At 60.5% G+C, this 17,213-nt stretch carries 14 protein-coding genes, 1 tRNA gene and 1 pseudogene; 8 read left to right on the top strand and 8 right to left on the bottom strand.

Features of this window, described 5'->3' with window-relative positions:
* Positions 1-60 precede the first annotated feature (60 nt).
* Complete coding sequence (locus C454_RS02650; protein WP_004972404.1) at positions 61-579, bottom strand: DUF7342 family protein; 519 nt, start codon at positions 577-579, stop codon at positions 61-63.
* 756 nt (positions 580-1,335) lie between these two features.
* Between C454_RS02650 and C454_RS21220 the strand changes: the two genes are divergently transcribed.
* The 4 genes from C454_RS21220 (at position 1,336) to C454_RS20240 (ending at position 4,674) form a co-directional block, all read left to right on the top strand.
* Positions 1,336-1,689 (top strand): type II toxin-antitoxin system HicB family antitoxin, encoded by a 354-nt coding sequence (locus tag C454_RS21220; protein ID WP_004972401.1) that lies wholly within the window; start codon positions 1,336-1,338, stop codon positions 1,687-1,689.
* Positions 1,690-1,868: 179 nt separating this feature from the next.
* A complete protein-coding gene (locus C454_RS02635; RefSeq protein ID WP_004972398.1) occupies positions 1,869-2,978 on the top strand; it encodes a hypothetical protein in 1,110 nt (369 codons plus the stop codon).
* 918 nt (positions 2,979-3,896) lie between these two features.
* Positions 3,897-4,097 (top strand): hypothetical protein, encoded by a 201-nt coding sequence (locus tag C454_RS02630; protein ID WP_004972396.1) that lies wholly within the window; start codon positions 3,897-3,899, stop codon positions 4,095-4,097.
* A gap of 394 nt (positions 4,098-4,491) precedes the next feature.
* On the top strand, positions 4,492-4,674 hold the full coding sequence (locus tag C454_RS20240; protein WP_152421507.1) for a hypothetical protein: 183 nt from the start codon (positions 4,492-4,494) through the stop codon (positions 4,672-4,674).
* Between the two features lie 394 nt (positions 4,675-5,068).
* Here C454_RS20240 and C454_RS02620 read toward each other — a convergent pair whose 3' ends face one another.
* Entirely contained in the window at positions 5,069-5,680 is a 612-nt protein-coding gene (locus C454_RS02620; RefSeq protein WP_004972394.1) for a site-specific integrase, read from the bottom strand.
* Between the two features lie 736 nt (positions 5,681-6,416).
* Between C454_RS02620 and C454_RS19705 the strand changes: the two genes are divergently transcribed.
* Both C454_RS19705 and C454_RS02615 read left to right on the top strand, forming a co-directional pair.
* Positions 6,417-7,331 carry a restriction endonuclease gene (locus C454_RS19705; protein WP_004972393.1) on the top strand — a complete coding sequence of 305 codons (915 nt, stop codon included), beginning with the start codon at positions 6,417-6,419 and terminating at the stop codon, positions 7,329-7,331.
* 142 nt (positions 7,332-7,473) lie between these two features.
* Positions 7,474-7,701: pseudogene (locus tag C454_RS02615) on the top strand (ISH3 family transposase); the annotation flags it as partial.
* Positions 7,702-8,084: 383 nt separating this feature from the next.
* Here the strand turns inward: C454_RS02615 and C454_RS02610 are convergent.
* The 4 genes from C454_RS02610 to C454_RS02595 form a co-directional block, all read right to left on the bottom strand.
* Entirely contained in the window at positions 8,085-10,190 is a 2,106-nt protein-coding gene (locus tag C454_RS02610; protein ID WP_004972389.1) for a DUF7845 domain-containing protein, read from the bottom strand.
* A gap of 255 nt (positions 10,191-10,445) precedes the next feature.
* Positions 10,446-10,518: transfer RNA gene (locus C454_RS02605), tRNA-Thr, on the bottom strand.
* Between the two features lie 92 nt (positions 10,519-10,610).
* The gene (locus tag C454_RS02600; RefSeq protein ID WP_004972385.1) at positions 10,611-11,597 is read right to left on the bottom strand and encodes a class I SAM-dependent methyltransferase; all 987 of its coding nucleotides are present in this window, start codon (positions 11,595-11,597) and stop codon (positions 10,611-10,613) included.
* Positions 11,598-11,936: 339 nt separating this feature from the next.
* Positions 11,937-12,407, bottom strand: coding sequence for an HTH domain-containing protein (locus tag C454_RS02595; RefSeq protein ID WP_004972383.1), 471 nt, complete (start codon positions 12,405-12,407; stop codon positions 11,937-11,939).
* Positions 12,408-12,584: 177 nt separating this feature from the next.
* Here C454_RS02595 and C454_RS02590 point away from each other — a divergent pair, with 177 nt between their 5' ends.
* Positions 12,585-13,013, top strand: coding sequence for a universal stress protein (locus C454_RS02590; RefSeq protein ID WP_004972379.1), 429 nt, complete (start codon positions 12,585-12,587; stop codon positions 13,011-13,013).
* Between the two features lie 51 nt (positions 13,014-13,064).
* On the opposite strand, the gene C454_RS02585 is transcribed toward C454_RS02590, so the two are convergent.
* Positions 13,065-13,505 carry a universal stress protein gene (locus C454_RS02585; RefSeq protein ID WP_004972377.1) on the bottom strand — a complete coding sequence of 147 codons (441 nt, stop codon included), beginning with the start codon at positions 13,503-13,505 and terminating at the stop codon, positions 13,065-13,067.
* 78 nt (positions 13,506-13,583) lie between these two features.
* Here C454_RS02585 and C454_RS02580 point away from each other — a divergent pair, with 78 nt between their 5' ends.
* A complete protein-coding gene (locus C454_RS02580; RefSeq protein WP_004972373.1) occupies positions 13,584-14,300 on the top strand; it encodes a TVP38/TMEM64 family protein in 717 nt (238 codons plus the stop codon).
* On the opposite strand, the gene C454_RS02575 is transcribed toward C454_RS02580, so the two are convergent.
* Positions 14,275-17,130 carry a cation-translocating P-type ATPase gene (locus C454_RS02575; protein ID WP_004972371.1) on the bottom strand — a complete coding sequence of 952 codons (2,856 nt, stop codon included), beginning with the start codon at positions 17,128-17,130 and terminating at the stop codon, positions 14,275-14,277. The two genes, C454_RS02580 and C454_RS02575, sit on opposite strands and share 26 nt — an antisense overlap.
* Between the last annotated feature and the right edge of the window lie 83 nt (positions 17,131-17,213).

Below are 17,213 nucleotides of genomic sequence, written 5' to 3'. Positions count from 1 at the left end.
ATATTTCGATAAGAGTATGCCTGTGAGAATTACGACTCGACAATCCGATACCGGGGCCTCTCATGCCGAGGCGGAACGTCCCTGTCCCGGGAATCGATCATAGAGGCGAAGTGCGTCCTCGACGAGTCGACGCCGCGTCTCGAGGTGCTCCCACTCGCGAGCGGCTTGGCGGCGTTCGCGTTGGTCTGCTTCATCTTCTGCCTGACGTAGGCTCGCTCGCAATTCGTTGGGGGTCTCAACGTCGTACTCTGTCTTCCACGAACGAATTTGGTCGTTCATCTCTTCGAGGCTCGCGGCGAGTTGGTCGGGCGAGTGCGCCTCGTAGAGTTCGCGCATCTCGCTGAGGTACTGGCTGATCGGGTCGGGCTCGTAGGTGGTCTGTTGGCCGCGTGTATCAGCGATTAGCTTGCCATCGTCTGCGAGCCGCGAGAGATACTTACTCGCCGTTTCGTGGGCAACCTCGGCCTCAGACGCGATCCAGTTCGTCGTCCGCGGTTCACTCACGGTGAGTGCGACCGCTTCAACGCGCTCGGCCGCCGACAGGCCGTCTGTCCATCGTCGGTTCGACTCGTCGCTCATAGCCGAAACTACAGCCCCGAGTGTAGAAATATATTGGGTCGGTTCAGATTATTCTAATGCGAGCGCGTTAGTCGCTATACGTATTCCAACAGGGTCAGGAGATCAGTAGTTTAGATTAGTGCCTAAGGATCTGTTGAAACCTCCAGGGCCGGACAGATGTCGCGTGCTGAATATAGTAAAAACACGAATCTCCGATGAATATACGTTTTGTCCGAGAAACTAGTCGGTATGGAGCGAAACAGGGCGCTTACGGTTTATCTCATTGTTCCGTGTCTTCTCTATGGTTCCGCGTTCGTCATCGTGTTAACTCAGTTTTCGGACGTAGTTGATACTAACACTCTGAGGATGTCACACACGACATTTGCAGCGGTTATAGCGATAGTTCTCCTCGTGAAAAGGGACGAACTGTCTGCCGATAACTAAGCGCGCTCTATTCAGCACGGCCTTGACAAGCTAGCAGCGACTGAGGGTTTCAGAGCCGAATCACCGCGTGCACTGGGGGATGATTTACGTGAGTCTCGAGTGAACGAGCCTCAAGTCTTCTTATACTCCTTGTGACTCATGACCGCAACCGTGTCGGGTACTGGCCGAATCGACCCGAAGCTATGCCACGGTACTCACCGTTGACGGGTGTGAAGGGGCATACATTGAGGATGCGGTATACATTCATACCTGACCCGTGGAAATTGAAAAAGGGCCTAAACGGGATTCCTCGCCGTCCGAACGCTTATCCTCTGAGACCGATTCGAGTTTAGTATGGCAAGTGCGACTCGCAACGGTGACGACGACTTTGAGGGGGTCGGGTTCATCCGCGAAGACGACGGGAGCATCACCGCCTGCGATACCGAGACCGGTCTCGCACGTGGTGGCGACACCCGAGCAGAAGCACTTTCGCAGCTTGCGGAGGTTCTCGTTCTCCACGANGCCTGCGATACCGAGACCGGTCTCGCACGTGGTGGCGACACCCGAGCAGAAGCACTTTCGCAGCTTGCGGAGGTTCTCGTTCTCCACGAGGGTGGTGGTGAGCCCATCACCGACGATGACCTCGAAGAACTCGGCCTCGACCCCGACGAGTTCGAGAACCGCGAACTGCCCGACTTTATGCAGTAGATGGTACGGAGGACGTTCTCTGGCCGCGAGGTCACCAAAGCACTCAGCACGGCCTAAGTAAACTATCAGCGGCTGAGGATTTCAACAGAGCCGTGCCTAAAGAACTCGTTTAGTTCACCCTGTCACGTCCGGCGATTGTGTGCAACACTTATAGTTGCCTGACAGCTATTCTCGATTCCATGGAGGAGGACTTTTTCACAGATGGCTTTCGGAAACTCACGGGCCCGATCGAACACTGGTTGACGACATATCATACTGGTTACTGGGGTTTCAGGCCGGACAAGGAAGATGCATGGGAAGCAATCGAAGAGGGAGAGATATTCCTGTTCCATGCGTCAGCATCCAAGTTTCTCGATGTCCCCAGAAGGGAGGTGAAGGATGCTGGAAAAGCCGTAATTGGGCTCGGTCGGGTCGGCGCGAAAAGTACGAAAAGTGAGCCAGCATGGTGGGAAGAAGTCCATCAAGATGGGAACTACCCGTTCCTCATTCACTTCTCCGAGATTCACTGGTTCGGTGACACCGACTCGATCCGAGATGTCCCCGTCGCAGACAAATCGACTGACGAGATGGTGGCCGATGTACACCGCCTCGACGAGAACAAGATTACGTTCGCAGAGATGGACGAACGAGCGGGGTATCGAATCCCCGCTCAGGGTTCGCCCGGGAACATCAAGTACCCAGAAAAACTGTTCCCACTACTCGTTGAGCGACTCCGGGGCGACAGTCCAACTGATCTGGTGAGCCCTCAGTCTCAAGACGCAACTGGTGATACATCGGCGAGAGAGTCGTCGTCGATCCGGAAACGCTCCCGTGACCGAAATCTCGACCCAGAGCAGTCGACATCAGAGACGGTGAGCTATTCCTCGTCGGTCGACCAAACGATGAGTGGCTGGATAGAACACGAGCACGCACTCGACGTCTTCGAGGACCATCTGCTGAATGCCGGGTTCGACTCGGGAGAGACGAAACACAGCGACATCCTCGCGAGTCGAGATGGGTACCTCGTACTCGCCGAAGCGAAGTTCATCCACGACGAAAACGAGCGAAGTCAGATTCGGACCGCTATCGGACAGCTCCACGAATACGGGTACTTCGATGTCCAAAACGACCCAGAGCGGCGTGGAATGGAGCTGATCAAGTGTCTGGTATTCACCAAACGGCCCTCTGAATCCTATCTTCCCTTCCTCAAATCGCTCTCAGAGGATGGAATTCACACGTTCTGGATCGACGAGTACGAGGTGCTTGGTCTACAGGACTCGTTGGAAAAGTTCTCACAGATCACGAGCTAACGTGACTGCCATCTTCGAGTAAATCACACTTCCGAGCGTTCCAAGATATCGAAGACGTGGGCTGTCGGTGGATCATATTCCAACCTCGTTCACGGTGAGAAACAGTTGGATCGAACAGACGCCGAACGAGTTCTTGACTTGCTTTTGTGTGGGCTCGGAAGGACTGAGAATAGTGTATCTGCCTCTCCAGAGACTAATGCCGAGTTCTCATTTTGAATACGATGCAGTCTGTGGCGAGTTAACCAAATCATACTTAATCTGATTTGGATAGTGAACGCAGAGACTGTCTAAGAGGCCATTCACCGGAAATCATAACACAGCGATAACCATTAGATACTGTGTGAGCGTCAACTGGGAAGCAGAAAAACAGATGGCTCAAGATGGGGCGGAGAATCATGTGCTGTATGCTGCCCTCGCGGACGAGCCGGAAGACGAAGAGGAGTAGATCAACTCCGAGTTCGATTTGCCGAGGAAATCGCTGAGCAAGCGGGAGTTTCTGAACTGACCGACCGGGAAGAATTCTCACAGACAAGCTTCGCGTCGTTACTTGCTGGACACAAACCGTAGCTGTTGATGTAATGCTGGCGCTGAAAATAGACGGTAAATCAGTCCTGAAGGTGAGCGTTCGACCGGCTGACCGCTCGGCAGTACCCATCGTTCTCGAAATCATACCGACGTTCAAGATCCCAGACGGCCTTCTTGAAGTCCATAGTGCTTACGTGAACGAATGGGTCGGCAGCGTATGAATTATGCTACAACCTTGTGACCAATCTCGTCTGGTGTGGGGAGACCGTCGCTCGAGTTTTGCGGAAGTTGAGTCTGATCTGACCATATCTCGTTTGGCCTTTATTTCACCTGACTTCTACCAAACCAATCCGGTAGGCACGCGCATTTATTATTGAACTCAGTAATTGAAGTATGAACGAGAGCCACCGTTTCGGCTTGGAAAATCCGTGGGTATTCGTCTTCACGAACGTTGTTGTCTGGGTAGTTGTCGTCGGTGCCATCCAAAAGGTTCTCTTCGACGGTGAGTTGACTGGTGCAGTCATCGAGGGAGCTACAGGCGGTTTCGTTTGCGGAATTACGATGTTCTATCTCAAGAAGAACGACTGGTTCTAACGCAGTCAACCAATGCATACGTAGTACTGAACGTACAGAGCCAGTAGTTACCGTTCGACCTTCGACTAGTTCCGAGAATGGCCTATTCTCGTAACCAACTGCTTCTCGACGACGCGTAATCGGCGTCTTTTCAGGGGAGACTGGCCCGGCCAAACTAGCTAAGGTTCCGGGAAGCAGAGCCAACTACCAAGATCGGAACCATGCAGGCACGCCCATACCCATTGAAGTCGGGAAAGCGACTGTGGCTTTCTCGCGATGAACAGAACAAGTTCCTCTCCCTCGTCGAGGACGAGTATCCACGTTGGCACATTGCCCTCGATCTCGCACTCCACGGTCTCCAAGTTAAGCAATAAGGCCAAAATACAGCTAAGTTCTTTGGACTCCAACAGCTTGTATGCCTTGTCCAACCTGTGGAGATGACTATGAATTGGTAATCGGTGGAGAGAAAATGAACGTGGGTTTGGAAGATATGGATGAAGAAGGGTATGATATTGGGAAACGAACATCGGTTGGTGATTACGAAATCTGTCTTGCTCAGGGTAGTGGAGGGGATGTTCTGTACATCCACAAGCTGTGAGNTATTGGGAAACGAACATCGGTTGGTGATTACGAAATCTGTCTTGCTCAGGGTAGTGGAGGGGATGTTCTGTACATCCACAAGCTGTGAGTGTTTCAGGATTTGAATACCGGTCTCTGTGGGTTGGTATTTCAGATAAGCTTCTAATTAGAGTATTCTGAATTACTTCATGGGCTAGAATAGAGATATATGCAAGGCCGTCAATTTTATGACATGCGCTATCCAGAATGCCCACATTGCTCAGAAGAGGTACAAAGCGTGTATACTACTGATCTGCAGGATGAAAGTGGTGGACCAGACTTGACAGTTGTAGCTTGTCCTAGTTGTGATTCTGTTCTGGACTTCATCGCTTAGAAACGTCCAATCTATTACTGATTCCGAGAAAAGAACGAACTTAAAGAGAGACCTTGCTCATCGACTTGATGATATTCTCTTCTGACGGCGCTGCGAGATAGGGTTCGATGGCGTCGTAGCTGGACCAGCCGCCGAGTGCCATCACGATTCGCGGTGACACTCCTTCCTCGACGAGGAGATGGTGCGCCCAGCAGCGGCGCAGATCGTGACTGGACACGCGTTGGTAGTCGTCGTCGCCGGTCGCGTCCGCAGCTGCGGCGGCGGCGCGGTTGACCCAACCCTGAAGGGGACGTTTCGAGCGTTGGACGACAGGGTCGTTCAGGCCGATGTCGTTGTCGTCGTCTTGGACGTAGCGATTGATTCGCGCTTCGAGGTCGATGGGAAGCCACGTTTCACGTTGCTTCCCGTGTGCGTGCTCGCCCGTGGTGTCTTTCCCACTCTGGACTTCGAGCTTGTAGTGTCGGCCATCAGTGCGCCGGGAGATGTCGTTCGGGGTGACGTCGAGGACTTCGGCGACACGGAGTCCGGAGTCGCCCATCAGTCTGAGCGCGATTTCTGCGAGGTCGGAGTGTGCTTGACGCGGGAGCTCTCGATACTCGGTGCGATTCATCCAGACGTTCCACGTGCCGTCCTTGTTCCGTTCGGTTCGCATAGGTTCACGTTTTTCTAGACAAGCACGCAGGATAAGTCATCGGGCGGGTTTAGTGGGTTGTCTGAGACGGCGCTTTTCGAGTGTCTGAGCGTGTAGTGTCCGTCGTAGTTGCACGTTTCTGTAGAAACGTGAAATACCAGGATGCTCGACCTCTGACGGACGTGGGCGACAGACACGTTCTACTCACTTGCGTTCGAGGGCGTTCCTATCGCCGAGGAGCTGACGATGGCGTGGGGCGGGGGGGCGATGACTTACTCCGGACGTGAAACATTCCGTCGGAACTACCTCGGGCCCGTGCCGGACCACGTGACTTCGAGGGGCATGGCACATCTATCCTTGAGTAGGTGATTTTAGAGGTCGTCTGGTGACAAAGGCCCGTCGTCCCCATAGTTCCCTCTGAGGATACGAATGCCAAACGCAGTAAATGTAATAACCGCGATGAATATAGCGTCAATCATGACTGCAGCATATACTGTTCCAAACATCCCGAATTTTGCTCTCACTGCACCTTCACTACCAATATAGAACAACGCTGTGTATCCTGCAAACAAGAGCAGTATTGATGCTTTGTGAGGTACTGAGAATTACTCGTTCAACTCCTGCATATGATACTATGACAATCAGGTGTACCGGTTGAGATGGTTAGTGACAGCCAGAGGTTAAGTAGTTAGAAAAGAACCATCGCTCAATTGTAGGAGAAATGTCTGAGAGCAAAATCAAACGCCAACTCCAGCAGATGGACCCGTACGATTTTGAGGAGTTGGTAGCAGAGGTTTGGGGACGTCAGGGCTATCAAACAACCGTCCGTAAGGGTAGTGGCGATCGGGGAATCGATGTCGAAGCGACGAGAGACTCTCCACTTTCAGAAAAGGTTCTGATACAGGTAAAGCGATACTCTGGAAAGAATAAAGTCGGAAGCAATGAGGTTCGAAAATATGCTACACTCTATCAGCAAGTACCTGATGCCGACACAGTAGTTATCGTAACGACAGGGGATGTTACCTCAGAAGGGCAGATCCTTGCCGGAGATTTGAACGTAAAAATCGTAGACGGGAATCGACTTAGTGAAATGATCTTGGAAAATAATGTTGAAGAATTATTAAAAACTGAGGTTAAACCGGGTCGTTCAAATTGGACCAAGAAAATAGAAGACAACGTCTCTTACGAATTCCCAGACTCAACGAGCAGTTTTTTTGCTCAAAATCCCAGTACGCCAGAAAAACCTGAAAATGTAGATAAAGACGACGACTTTATTCCCAACTGGAAGTACTCAGAGGAAGAGCGAAGAGAGAGGCGTACACATCTTTTCGGATATAGTGGGCCCACAGAGATTGACAACCGAGATAACGAGCCACAGAATTCGGAGAGTAGCGACGAAACCAGTAGTTCTGTCAATCTGGGGGAAGAAACAGAAAATGAATCAGAAAAGACGGCAAATGAGCCAACAGAGGAACATTCAAAGAAGACAATAGGTAGGGGAGAAATTACTATTTTTGAACGTTTGGCTGCATTCCCTATTATAATTCTCTCATTTTCTATCGTTCACTCGTTAGTATCGTGGTCTCTCCACTCATACCAGTTGTGGCTGGTTATAATAATTGTATTGCTTATTTTTATTGGTGCTGTTAACAAAGTCCAGAAAAGAGAATGAACCCTATGGACAGTGGCTCAATCTGAGAAGGCCTGCTCCACTAACTCGTCGGCTTCCCAGTTCTCCTCTCGCGGAATGTGGTGTATTTCGAATTTCAGTACATCACAAAGCCGGTTAGTTGAGACGTCTGCTTGCTGGAGATGTGTCCAACAACCAGCAAACAGACGATGAAATCCACGAAGACCAGCTGCTTAACTTCCTCGTCAACTCCCTTGACGAGGAAGTTGCTCTCACTCTCGGTGAAAACGCCGAACTCGACGTTGAAGACATCTACGAGGTCCTCGTCGGCGCATGCGCCGACGGGACCTCAGTCTCAACGCTCTGTGAGAGAAGCGAAGATGCACCCCACGGAAATTCGGTTCTCTACCATTGGACACCCGATATAAAAAATATTGTCAACGCGGAGTAGATATATTCTCAACAAAAGATAGCGCGAGGCTTCAGTTGCTGATACAATATAGCAAAAAGGACCTTATGTCGAACAAGCCGCGCCGAGTAGGCGCGGCGACCCCCATTTCATGTGTTTCATCTGGAGTGCCCGAAGGGCACGGAAGTAATCTTGGAGTGTGGCTCTTTAGCCACACAGCTAACGCAGAATCAGGGGGGCCCCCCCTGATTCGAAGTGTCTGCGGTCGCGGTCGCTGTGGACTCGAGACAGCGCCAGAATTTTTCGAACGACAACCTCCTGAAAATACTGCAAAATACTCCGCATTCTCACCGAAAAAACAGCGTCGCCACTCGGAAGACGGCGCGTCAGCCGACGAGCTGACGCAGCTTACCCAGACTGTAGGTGACTCTTCCAGTGGAATCGTACGCGTCGGCGACGACCGCGAAGCGACCAGAGAACTGCTTCATCTCGTTGCCGGTCACCTCTGCCCACTTCGCAGCGCCGGTTCGGAGAATACGCTTGACCTCCTTACGCGTCGCCTGCGGTGCGAGTTCGAGCAGTTCACGACCATCCTCGCGGTCGTCCTGCCGGTCGCGAACGTAGTTACGAAGCCAGCGCTCCCACGGACCGTTCCCATCGCCGTACGTATCGGCGCGGATGATGTCGTCCGTCGCCTCTTCGAGGGTTGCCGAGACCGAGCGCCGAGCAGACTCGATGTGTTCGACGATTCCCTCGGCGATGTGCTTCGAGGCGAGTTCGACGTGACCGTACTCGTGAATGACCAGATCACCGAGGCGCTTCAGCGCTCGATACACCGTATCGATGTGGACGCCAATTCGCTCGGCGAGGTTGGCCGGCGAGATCTGGCCGCCGTCGGTCACCAGCTCGTCGGCAATCGACACGTCAGTCTCGTAGAGGTTGTTCGCGGCGGCGAACAGTCGGACTTCGTCGTCTTGCTGCTGCGCAATACGCGGCAGCGGGTTGTCGATGACCTTGACCATGCGCGCCTCGCCGTCGACGCTGAAGTAGTCGTCCGCGACGTACTGCTGGTGGTCCGGCGTCACCGGCAAGTCCGACCAGTTCAGGACGTTCAGCAGCCCCTCTTCGAGTTCCTTGTGAAGCTGGTCAACATCAGAGAACCGGAGGGTGTCGTCGTACAGCGAGTTCTGGTAGGAGACACCGATCTTCGGGTTCTCGAGTTCGGTCCCAGCAACTGCCTCAGGGTTCCGCATGTGGTAGTGCTTGAACTCCTTCGGCAGCTCGTGTCCACCGACGACCTCGGCCGCACGCATCGCGCAGATCGTCGCCGTGTGGTAGTAGCCGGCGCATTCGCGGTCGTCGCGAACGCTCTTCGAGTACCCGCGTCGCTCGCGGCCGAGAATCATCGAAATCCGGTGAAGCGTCCCGTCGAGCGCGAACACCTTGCCGGTCTCACCCTTCTTGCCGCGCACGTACAGTTCGGCGTCGGTGATGTTCGACGATTGGTGTACTTCGTCGGGATCGAGCGCCCGGTAGTCGATACCCGTGAACGAGTTCCAGCCGAACTCCTCTTGCCGCTCGCGAAGCTCACGGAGCGCCTCGAACAGGACGGCCGGATACTGGTCGAACTCGAAGTAGCTCCCGCGCGTCTCGACGTCGACGCCGAGGATGTTGTGCGGGTTCGGGATGTTCGTCCCGCTCTTCGAGGTGATGCCGGGCCAGCGCGGTCGGACGCGGAAGTACGCGCGCTTCCGGTTCTCGTCTTTCGCGTCGTTGAACGACTGGTAGGCCGCGGGATAGACCCGGATGAGGAACTCGGGGACATCCTCGAGTCGCCAGTCCCATCGACCAAGGTCGGTTCCCTCGTCGGGCGTCGCGAGGCCGGGGTTGTCGGCGTAGCCGAACTCGACGTTCCACTCCTCGCCACCGAACTCGATTCCGGCGCGGAGGTTCCCGTACTCCTCGAAGTCGTGCATCTTGTACAGCGAGACGAGTCCGAAGTAGGTCGACAGCGAGTCACTCCACTTCAGGTACGCCGAGAACTCGTGCGGCTGCGGGAGGAGGAACTTCCGTAGGCCCGAGACGGCGGTCTTCGAGTCCTGTCCGCGCATCGTCCGCGCCCGGACGCCACGCTTCTGTCGGCGCTCGTGCGCCTCCGCTTCCGAACAGGCGTAGAAGTGATCCTCGCGAACGTCCTTCCGGATGTGGGTGCCGCCACAGAAGCGACACTCGCCGGTCGGCTCCAGGTCGCAGTTCCATTCGTGTTCGAGCGCGGCGTCCTCGGTCTTGAAGCTCGTCTGGCAGTACCGACAGATGGCGACGAACTCCGGCATCTCGAACTCGACATCGACCGACTCGTCGTCGACGGTCGAACCGGGTTCGTATCCGGTATCAACAGCGGACGCGACGGTGTCCTCGTCGTTCGAAGTGACGAGGTCTGCATCGTCGAGGACGGAGAACTCCGCGATGACCTCGCCGCCGTCCTCGGTCATCAGCGGTCCACCTCGACGAGGTCGTATCCACAGCGCTCACAGCGAAATCGAACCTTACTCTCGTGACCGCACGCGGGACAGTCGACGGTCACGCGAGACCACCCCCAAACCGGAGACGTTCGTCTCCGGGGTTGAGTTGTGGGATGGTGAAGGAATCAGTAGAAGCCGGTGGAGGGNCGGTCACGCGAGACCACCCCCAAACCGGAGACGTTCGTCTCCGGGGTTGAGTTGTGGGATGGTGAAGGAATCAGTAGAAGCCGGTGGAGGGATTTGAACCCTCGGCCTATTCCTTACGAAGGAATCGCTCTGCCAGCTGAGCTACACCGGCGCGGTGGGCTTTCGAACGCATTCTTCCGTACCCCGGTTACGTAATTAAGACTTGCGAATCAACCCGGTGTCTGCCGTTCGGCACCAGCCCGCTCACGTCCGCTTCGTCAGGCGAACGTCGAGACAGACGTTGTACTCGTGGGGGGCGTACGACCGGACGACGTGCTCGGTTACGACTTCGACCTCGTACGCCGGCTCGGCGGCGGCGCGGACGGCGGCCAGTCCCGGTCCGAACGGGTCGTCCTCGTGTTGGATGTCGTAGAGGTGAATCACGCACTCGTCGCTCGCGAGGCGGACCGCCGTGTCGAGGAAATCGCTGGCGCTGTGCGGGAGATTCATGATGAGTCGGTCGGCCCAGCCCTCGTAGTCGGCGGCGACCTCGCGCACGTCGCCGTGAATCGCGGTGAGTCGGTCGGCCACGTCGTTCCGCTCGGCGTTCTCGCGGAGGTACTCGACGGCCGCCTCGTTGAGGTCGCAGGCGACGACCTCCGCGCCCGCGGCGGCGGCGGGGACCGCGAAGGGGCCGACGCCGGCGAACATGTCGAACACGCGCTCGCCCTCGCGAATCGCCTCGACGACGCGGTGGCGCTCGGTCGCCAGCCGCGGCGAGAAGTAGACGGTGTCGATGTCGAGCCGGAACTCGTGGCCGTACTCGCGGTGGACCGTCTCGGTCGAGTCGCCGACGAGCACGTCCCAGTCGCGGACGCGGAGCTCGCCTTTGACCTTCGAGGCGCGGTTGACGACGGTCTCGGCCTTGAGGTCCGAGGCGACGATGGCGTCGGCGATGTCGCGGGCGCGGTCGGGGTCGTCCTCGTCGAGGATGACGATGTCGCCGAGTCGCTCGTACGAGGGTTCGAAGCCGAGCAGGTCGGCGGGCGTGGTCTGCGTCTCGCGGGTGGGTGGCTCGTAGTCGACGACCGTCAGGTCGTCGGGGACGGCGTCGGCGTCGACGACGGGAATGTAGAGGGTCCCCTCGGCGACGGTAATCTCGTGGTCGTGGTCGAGCAGGCCGGCGTCGGCGAGGCGCCGGCGCGCCGCCTCGCCGGACTCGCGGGGCACGCGGACGCAGGGGACGTTCATACCCCCACCACTACACGGCTCCGAGTAAGGGTGACGCTTCGCCCCGGACGTATATACGACCCTGATGTATCAGGGACCAAGTATAGATGACTGGCGAGGAAACGATGATTCGCCCACACTCTCGACGACAGTCGTCGTTCGAGTGGGGTGCCTCTGACACGGTCGGGCCTTGCCCGGGCCCACTTCCGGTACCGAGTCTGGGGCGAGTGATTCGGGCGTACGCCGCCGGAATCGCGTCCGTCGATGGCGACGTTTCTCGCGGAACACATCGTTCGAAAATCGACCGTCTCGACCGGGTGGCGTTGTTTTCGTAGCCACGAGTCGGAGACTCGTCCCCGCTTACACCTCGACGTGCTCGCGGTCGATACCGAGGAACGACTCGGCGGTCTCGACCCAGTCGGCGAGCGTTCGAGTCCCATCGTCTCGCTCGTGCGGATAGACGGCCTCGATTTCGTCGTCGCGGAAGACGACGCCCAGCGTCGGCGGAAGGACGACCGCGTCGTGTTCGGGGCCCATCCGGCCCGACCCGACCGTCGCCCGCTCGTCGAGCGTCGGGAGCGCGACCCCTTCCGTTCGCGCCCACAGCCGACACTCGGCGAGTCGCTCGCGGACGACCGCGTCTCGCTTCGTCGGCGCGGTGTCGGACTCGACATCCACCTCGCGCCCCCACGTCCGGACGCACACGTCGTCGACGAGCCCTTCGTCCGCGAGCCGTTCGAGTCGGACCACCAGCGTCTGGTGTTCCTCGCCGAGGCCGTCCCGAATCGGACGAATCCACAGTTCTACCCTCCGTTGTTGGTCGGTCTGCATGCTCCTCACCACCCGGATTACGATACGCTCGCTCCGGACATAAGGCGGACTCTTCCTTCCCGGTGGCCGGGAATCGAGACGGTGGTGGCGGGGCTTCGGTCGGCCGTGAGGTGACCGGAGGCCGAAGCCCGGGCGACCGGGTTCGGTTTTATTCGCTCGGCGCGCGTCTGTGACGGCATGTTCGACCACATCCTCGTCCCGACCGACGGCAGCGACCACGCGGTCCGCGCCGCCGAGTACGCGGTCGACCTCGCGGCGACCTACGGGGCCGCGCTCCACGTCCTCTACGTCGTCGACGTTCGGACCGGACACGCGGACGCGCCCGTCGACGACGGCGATTCCCGGACGCGCGGGGAGGCGGCCGTCGGCGTCGTCGCCGACTTGGCGGCCGACCGCGACGTGCCCGTCGAGACGGAGATTCGGGTCGGCCTGCCGCACGAGACAATCGTCGACTACGGCGAGGAACGCGGCATCGACCTCGTGGTGATGGGCACCCACGGGACGAGCGGGCTGGAGCGATACCTGCTCGGAAGCGTCGCGGAGCGGGTCGTCAGGCTCTCTGACGTTCCGGTGCTGTGCGTGCCGCCGGCTGACGACGACGAGTGAGGTGCGTCGCTCGGGACTGGCAGACGAGCCGTGAGGCGTGAGTGGCGACCCTCAGCGGACGACCATCACGCTCATCGGCGCACGGCCGGAGACCAACTCGGCGACGCTGCCGAACAGCAGGTCCGTCTCGCCGGCGCGGCCGTGGCCGCCGAGGTAGACGGCGTCGACGCCCTCCCGGCGCGCGAAGTCGACGATGGTCCGCGCGGGGTCGCCGCGGAGGGTCTCGGTCCGGAGTTCCACGCCGCTCCCGTCGGCCAGCGCCGCGAGTTCGTCGAAGATGTCGGCCGCGAGTTCGTCGGCGCGTTCGTACCACTCCTCGGAGCCGTGGAGCGGTTCCGTGCTGATATCCACGTCGAGCGGCGCGCTGTAGCCGGGGTCCGTCGGGTCGATGACGTGCAGGGCGACGACCGTCGAATCGGCGTGCGCGAGGGCCTGTTCGAACGCTCGCTTCGACAGCGGCGAGCCGTCGACGGCGACGAGAATCGTATCCATCACGATTATTCCTACGTCATCTCGACACAAAAACGCTCCCGCGCCGGGTTTTTCTCCGCGGCGTGCGAGGGGCCATCCGTGCTATCCGTCCCCGAACTGTTCGAGTCGCCGCGCGACCGGTGGCGGACGCTCGCGCTCGCCGCCGTCGTCGTCGCCGTCGTCGCGCTCGCCGGCACGACGCTGGTCGACCGCTTCCCGTTTCTCGCCAACCCGACCGCGCTGCGGGCGTGGCTCCTCGGGTTCGGCGCGCTCGCCCCCCTCGCGTTCGTCGGCGTGCAGATCGCGCAGGTCCTCGTCGCGCCCATCCCCGGACAGGCGCTCGGGTTCGCCAGCGGCTACCTGTTCGGCGCGCTCTGGGGGACGGTCTACAGCATGGTCGGCATCGTCCTCGGCACGGCGCTCGCCGTCGGAATCGCGCGGTCTCTCGGTCGCCCGTACGTCGAACGCGTCGTCACCGCCGACGCGCTCTCGGTGTTCGACGACGCGATGGAGACCCACGGGCTGGCCGTCCTCTTTCTCGTGTTTCTGGTTCCCGGCCTCCCCGACGACGCCATCTGCTTCGCCGCCGGCCTCACCGACATCCCGGTCCGCAGGGTCGTCCTCGTCGCGGCGGTGGGTCGGCTCCCCGGCTTCCTGCTCGTGAACCTCGCTGGCGCGGCCGCCGCCGACGGCAACGCCGAACTCACCGCGGTCTTCGTCGGCGCGCTGCTCGGTGCGTCGGTCCTCGGCTACCTCTACCGCGACCGGCTCATGGGCGCGCTCGGGTCGCTCACTGGGCAAACAGCCGGTCGTTGAGCCACACCAGACACAGGTTCGCGGCGAGGAACGGGACGAACGCGCCCGCGACCCAGCCCCACTCGGTGAGCCCGAGCGGGACGACGCCGAAGAGGTCCGCGACCGGCGTGTAGAGGAGTACGAGGTGGAGCGCGAGCGACAGCCCGACCGCGCCGAGGAGCCACGGGTTCGAGAGCGGCGACAGCCGGTAGCGGAGCCGCACCGACTGCGTGCGGACCAACTCGGCGGTGACGAGGAAGGTGAAAAGCACCGTCTGGGCGACGACGAGGTCGCCGGACCGAGAGAGCGCGTAGAAGAACACGCCCAGTCCGGTCGCGGTGAGCGCGACGCCGATGCCGAGAATCGAAGCGACGGTCCGGCGGTCGAGGACGCCCTCGTCGCGCGGGCGCGGCGGCCTGCGCATCACGTCGTCCGACTTGGGGTCCGCGCCGAGCGCGAGCGCGGGGAAGCCGTCGGTGACGAGGTTGAGCCACAGGAGCGCGACGGGCGTGATGACGAGCGCCGACTCGGCCGCGAACACCGCGGGGAACAGCGCCGCGCCGAGGAGCGTCCCGAGGAAGACGACGAACACCTCGCCGGCGTTCGCCGACAGCAGGTAGTTGACGAACTTGCGGATGTTGTCGAAGATGCCGCGGCCCTCCGCGATAGCGTCCCGGATGGTGACGAAGTTGTCGTCGCGGAGTACCACGTCCGACGCGCCCTGTGCGACCTGCGTCCCGCGGTCGCCCATGGCGATGCCCACGTCGGCGTTGCCGAGCGCCGGCGCGTCGTTGACGCCGTCGCCGGTCATCGCGACCGTGTAGCCCGCGTCCTGGAGCGCCCGGAGGATGCGGACCTTGTGCTCGGGCGCGACGCGGGCGAACACGTTCGTCTCCTCGACGACCCGGCCGAGTTCCTCGTCGTCCATGGCGGCCACCTCGGTGCCAGTGACGACCGAGTCGGCGTCGATGCCGACCTCGCGGGCGATGGCGCGGGCCGTCCGCGGGGTGTCACCGGTCGCCATCGTCACCCGAACCCCGGCGTCGAGGCAGTCGGCGACCGCCTCGGCGACGCCCTCGCGCGCCGGGTCGGTCATGCCCTGCAACCCGAGGAAGACGAGTCCCGATTCGAGCGTCTCGTCGTCGTCGTCGGGGTCCGCACCGGGCGCGTAGGCGAACCCGAGCACGCGGAGGGCGTCGTCGGCGAAGGCGGCCACGGTCGCTTCGACGCGCTCGCGGCGCTCGTCGGTGAGTGATTCGATTTCGCCGTCCACGAGGACGCGGTCGCACCGCGCGACGATTTCCTCGGGCGCGCCCTTCACGAGCGCGACGGGGCCGTCGCCGGGCGCGTCGAACGCGTCGACGACGACCGACATGCGCTTTCGCTCGGAGGTGAAGGGGACTTCGCGGAGCCTCTCGTCGGGGTCGCGCGAGCCGTCGAGGCCCGCGTCGGCGGCGGCGTTCACGAGCGCGACCTCGGTGGGGTCGCCCCGGTGGGCTCCGTCGTCGAGTTCCTTGGTGTCGTTACAGCGAGCCCCGCAGGACAGGAGCGCCGCGAGCGCCGGGTCCGAGTTGGGTTCCGGGTCCGCGGTGGTCGCCGATGCCGAGTCGGCCGTGGATACTGAGTCGGCCGCGGTCGACGCGCCGCCGTCTCCGGAGGCCGTCCCGGCCGACGCCGAACCGCCGTCCAGTTCGACCGTCCGGTCGTCGGGAAGCCACGCGCGGGTGACGGTCATGCGGTTTTCGGTCAGCGTGCCGGTCTTGTCGGTGACGATGTAGTCGACCGCGCCGAGGCTCTCGACGACCGCGAGGTTGCGGACGAGCGCGTTGCGCTCCATGAGCGTCCGCGACCCCAGCGCGAGGGTGAGCGTGACGACCGCCGGGAGGCCCTCGGGGACGGCCGCGACGGCGAGCGTGACGGCGACGAGGAGCACGACCACCGGGTCGGTCGCGGTGAGGAACAGCTGGACCGCCGCGATGAGCAGGATGAGCGCGACGATGCCGACGCCGATGCGGCGGCCGAGGCGGTCCACCTCGATTTCGAACGGCGTCTCGCGCTGGCGGGCCTGCCCGAGTTGGTCGGCGATGGCCCCGAGTTCGGTGTCCATCGCGGTGGCGACGACGACGGCCTCGGCGCGGCCCCTGACCACGGTGGTCCCGGCGTGGAGGACGCTCCCCCGGTCGGCAAGCGCCGCGTCGGCCTCGACGGGGTCGGCCGCCTTGTCCACCGGGACGCTCTCGCCGGTCAGCGTCGATTCGTCGGCCCGGCAGTCGGCCGCGGTGATGATGCGGGCGTCGGCGGGGACGGCGTCGCCCGCTTCGAGGACGACCACGTCGCCCGGGACGACCTCGGTCGCGGGGACCGCCCGAATCGAGCCGCCGCGTCGAACCGTCGCGTCCGGCGTCGCCATCTCCCGGAGCGCCGCGAGCGCCTGTTCGGCGCGGTAGTCCTGCACGAAGCCGAACAGGCCGTTTCCGAGCAGGATGAGTAGGATGAGCGCCGCGTCGGTGTAGCCCGGGTCGCGGCCGGGTAGGAGGCCGACGGCGAGCGAGAGCCCGGCGGCAAAGAAAAGCAGGAGGATGAGCGGCCCGGTGAACTGCGAGACGAGGAGCGAAAACGGCGAGACGCCCTCCTCGTCGGCGAGTTCGTTCGGACCGTGTTCGTCGAGTCGGCGGACGGATTCGTCGGTGTCGAGGCCCTCGCGGCTCGATTCGAGTCGCTCCAGCGCCGCCTCGCGTTCGAGCGCGTGCCACGGGACGTCCTCGCGTCCGCTCGCGTCCTCCGACTCCCGATGCGCGGTTGCCTGCTCGTGCACGGTTCGACCGAACGACACGAGCGGACGTATGTCCACCGGCGATTTTCACGCCGCCGAAGCCGGCGGTACGATGAATATCGTTCGGGCCACACGTTCGACCATGTGTGTGGTGTGTCAGC

The organism is Haloferax gibbonsii ATCC 33959, assembly GCF_000336775.1.
Classification (GTDB): Archaea; Halobacteriota; Halobacteria; order Halobacteriales; family Haloferacaceae; genus Haloferax; species Haloferax gibbonsii.
Note: the sequence above shows the minus strand (reverse complement) of the source record. Positions and strands in the feature narration are given on the sequence as shown.

Excerpts from the sequence above, each read along its gene's own strand:
- C454_RS19705 (WP_004972393.1), top strand. The coding sequence starts at position 6,417 with ATGGACCCGTACGATTTTGAGGAGTTGGTAGCAGAGGTTTGGGGACGT.
- C454_RS02585 (WP_004972377.1), bottom strand. The coding sequence starts at position 13,505 with ATGGATACGATTCTCGTCGCCGTCGACGGCTCGCCGCTGTCGAAGCGA.
- C454_RS02590 (WP_004972379.1), top strand. The coding sequence starts at position 12,585 with ATGTTCGACCACATCCTCGTCCCGACCGACGGCAGCGACCACGCGGTC.
- C454_RS02610 (WP_004972389.1), bottom strand. The coding sequence starts at position 10,190 with ATGACCGAGGACGGCGGCGAGGTCATCGCGGAGTTCTCCGTCCTCGAC.
- C454_RS02635 (WP_004972398.1), top strand. The coding sequence starts at position 1,869 with ATGGAGGAGGACTTTTTCACAGATGGCTTTCGGAAACTCACGGGCCCG.
- C454_RS02600 (WP_004972385.1), bottom strand. The coding sequence starts at position 11,597 with ATGAACGTCCCCTGCGTCCGCGTGCCCCGCGAGTCCGGCGAGGCGGCG.
- C454_RS02630 (WP_004972396.1), top strand. The coding sequence starts at position 3,897 with ATGAACGAGAGCCACCGTTTCGGCTTGGAAAATCCGTGGGTATTCGTC.
- C454_RS02620 (WP_004972394.1), bottom strand. The coding sequence starts at position 5,680 with ATGCGAACCGAACGGAACAAGGACGGCACGTGGAACGTCTGGATGAAT.
- C454_RS02650 (WP_004972404.1), bottom strand. The coding sequence starts at position 579 with ATGAGCGACGAGTCGAACCGACGATGGACAGACGGCCTGTCGGCGGCC.
- C454_RS02595 (WP_004972383.1), bottom strand. The coding sequence starts at position 12,407 with ATGCAGACCGACCAACAACGGAGGGTAGAACTGTGGATTCGTCCGATT.
- C454_RS20240 (WP_152421507.1), top strand. The coding sequence starts at position 4,492 with ATGCCTTGTCCAACCTGTGGAGATGACTATGAATTGGTAATCGGTGGA.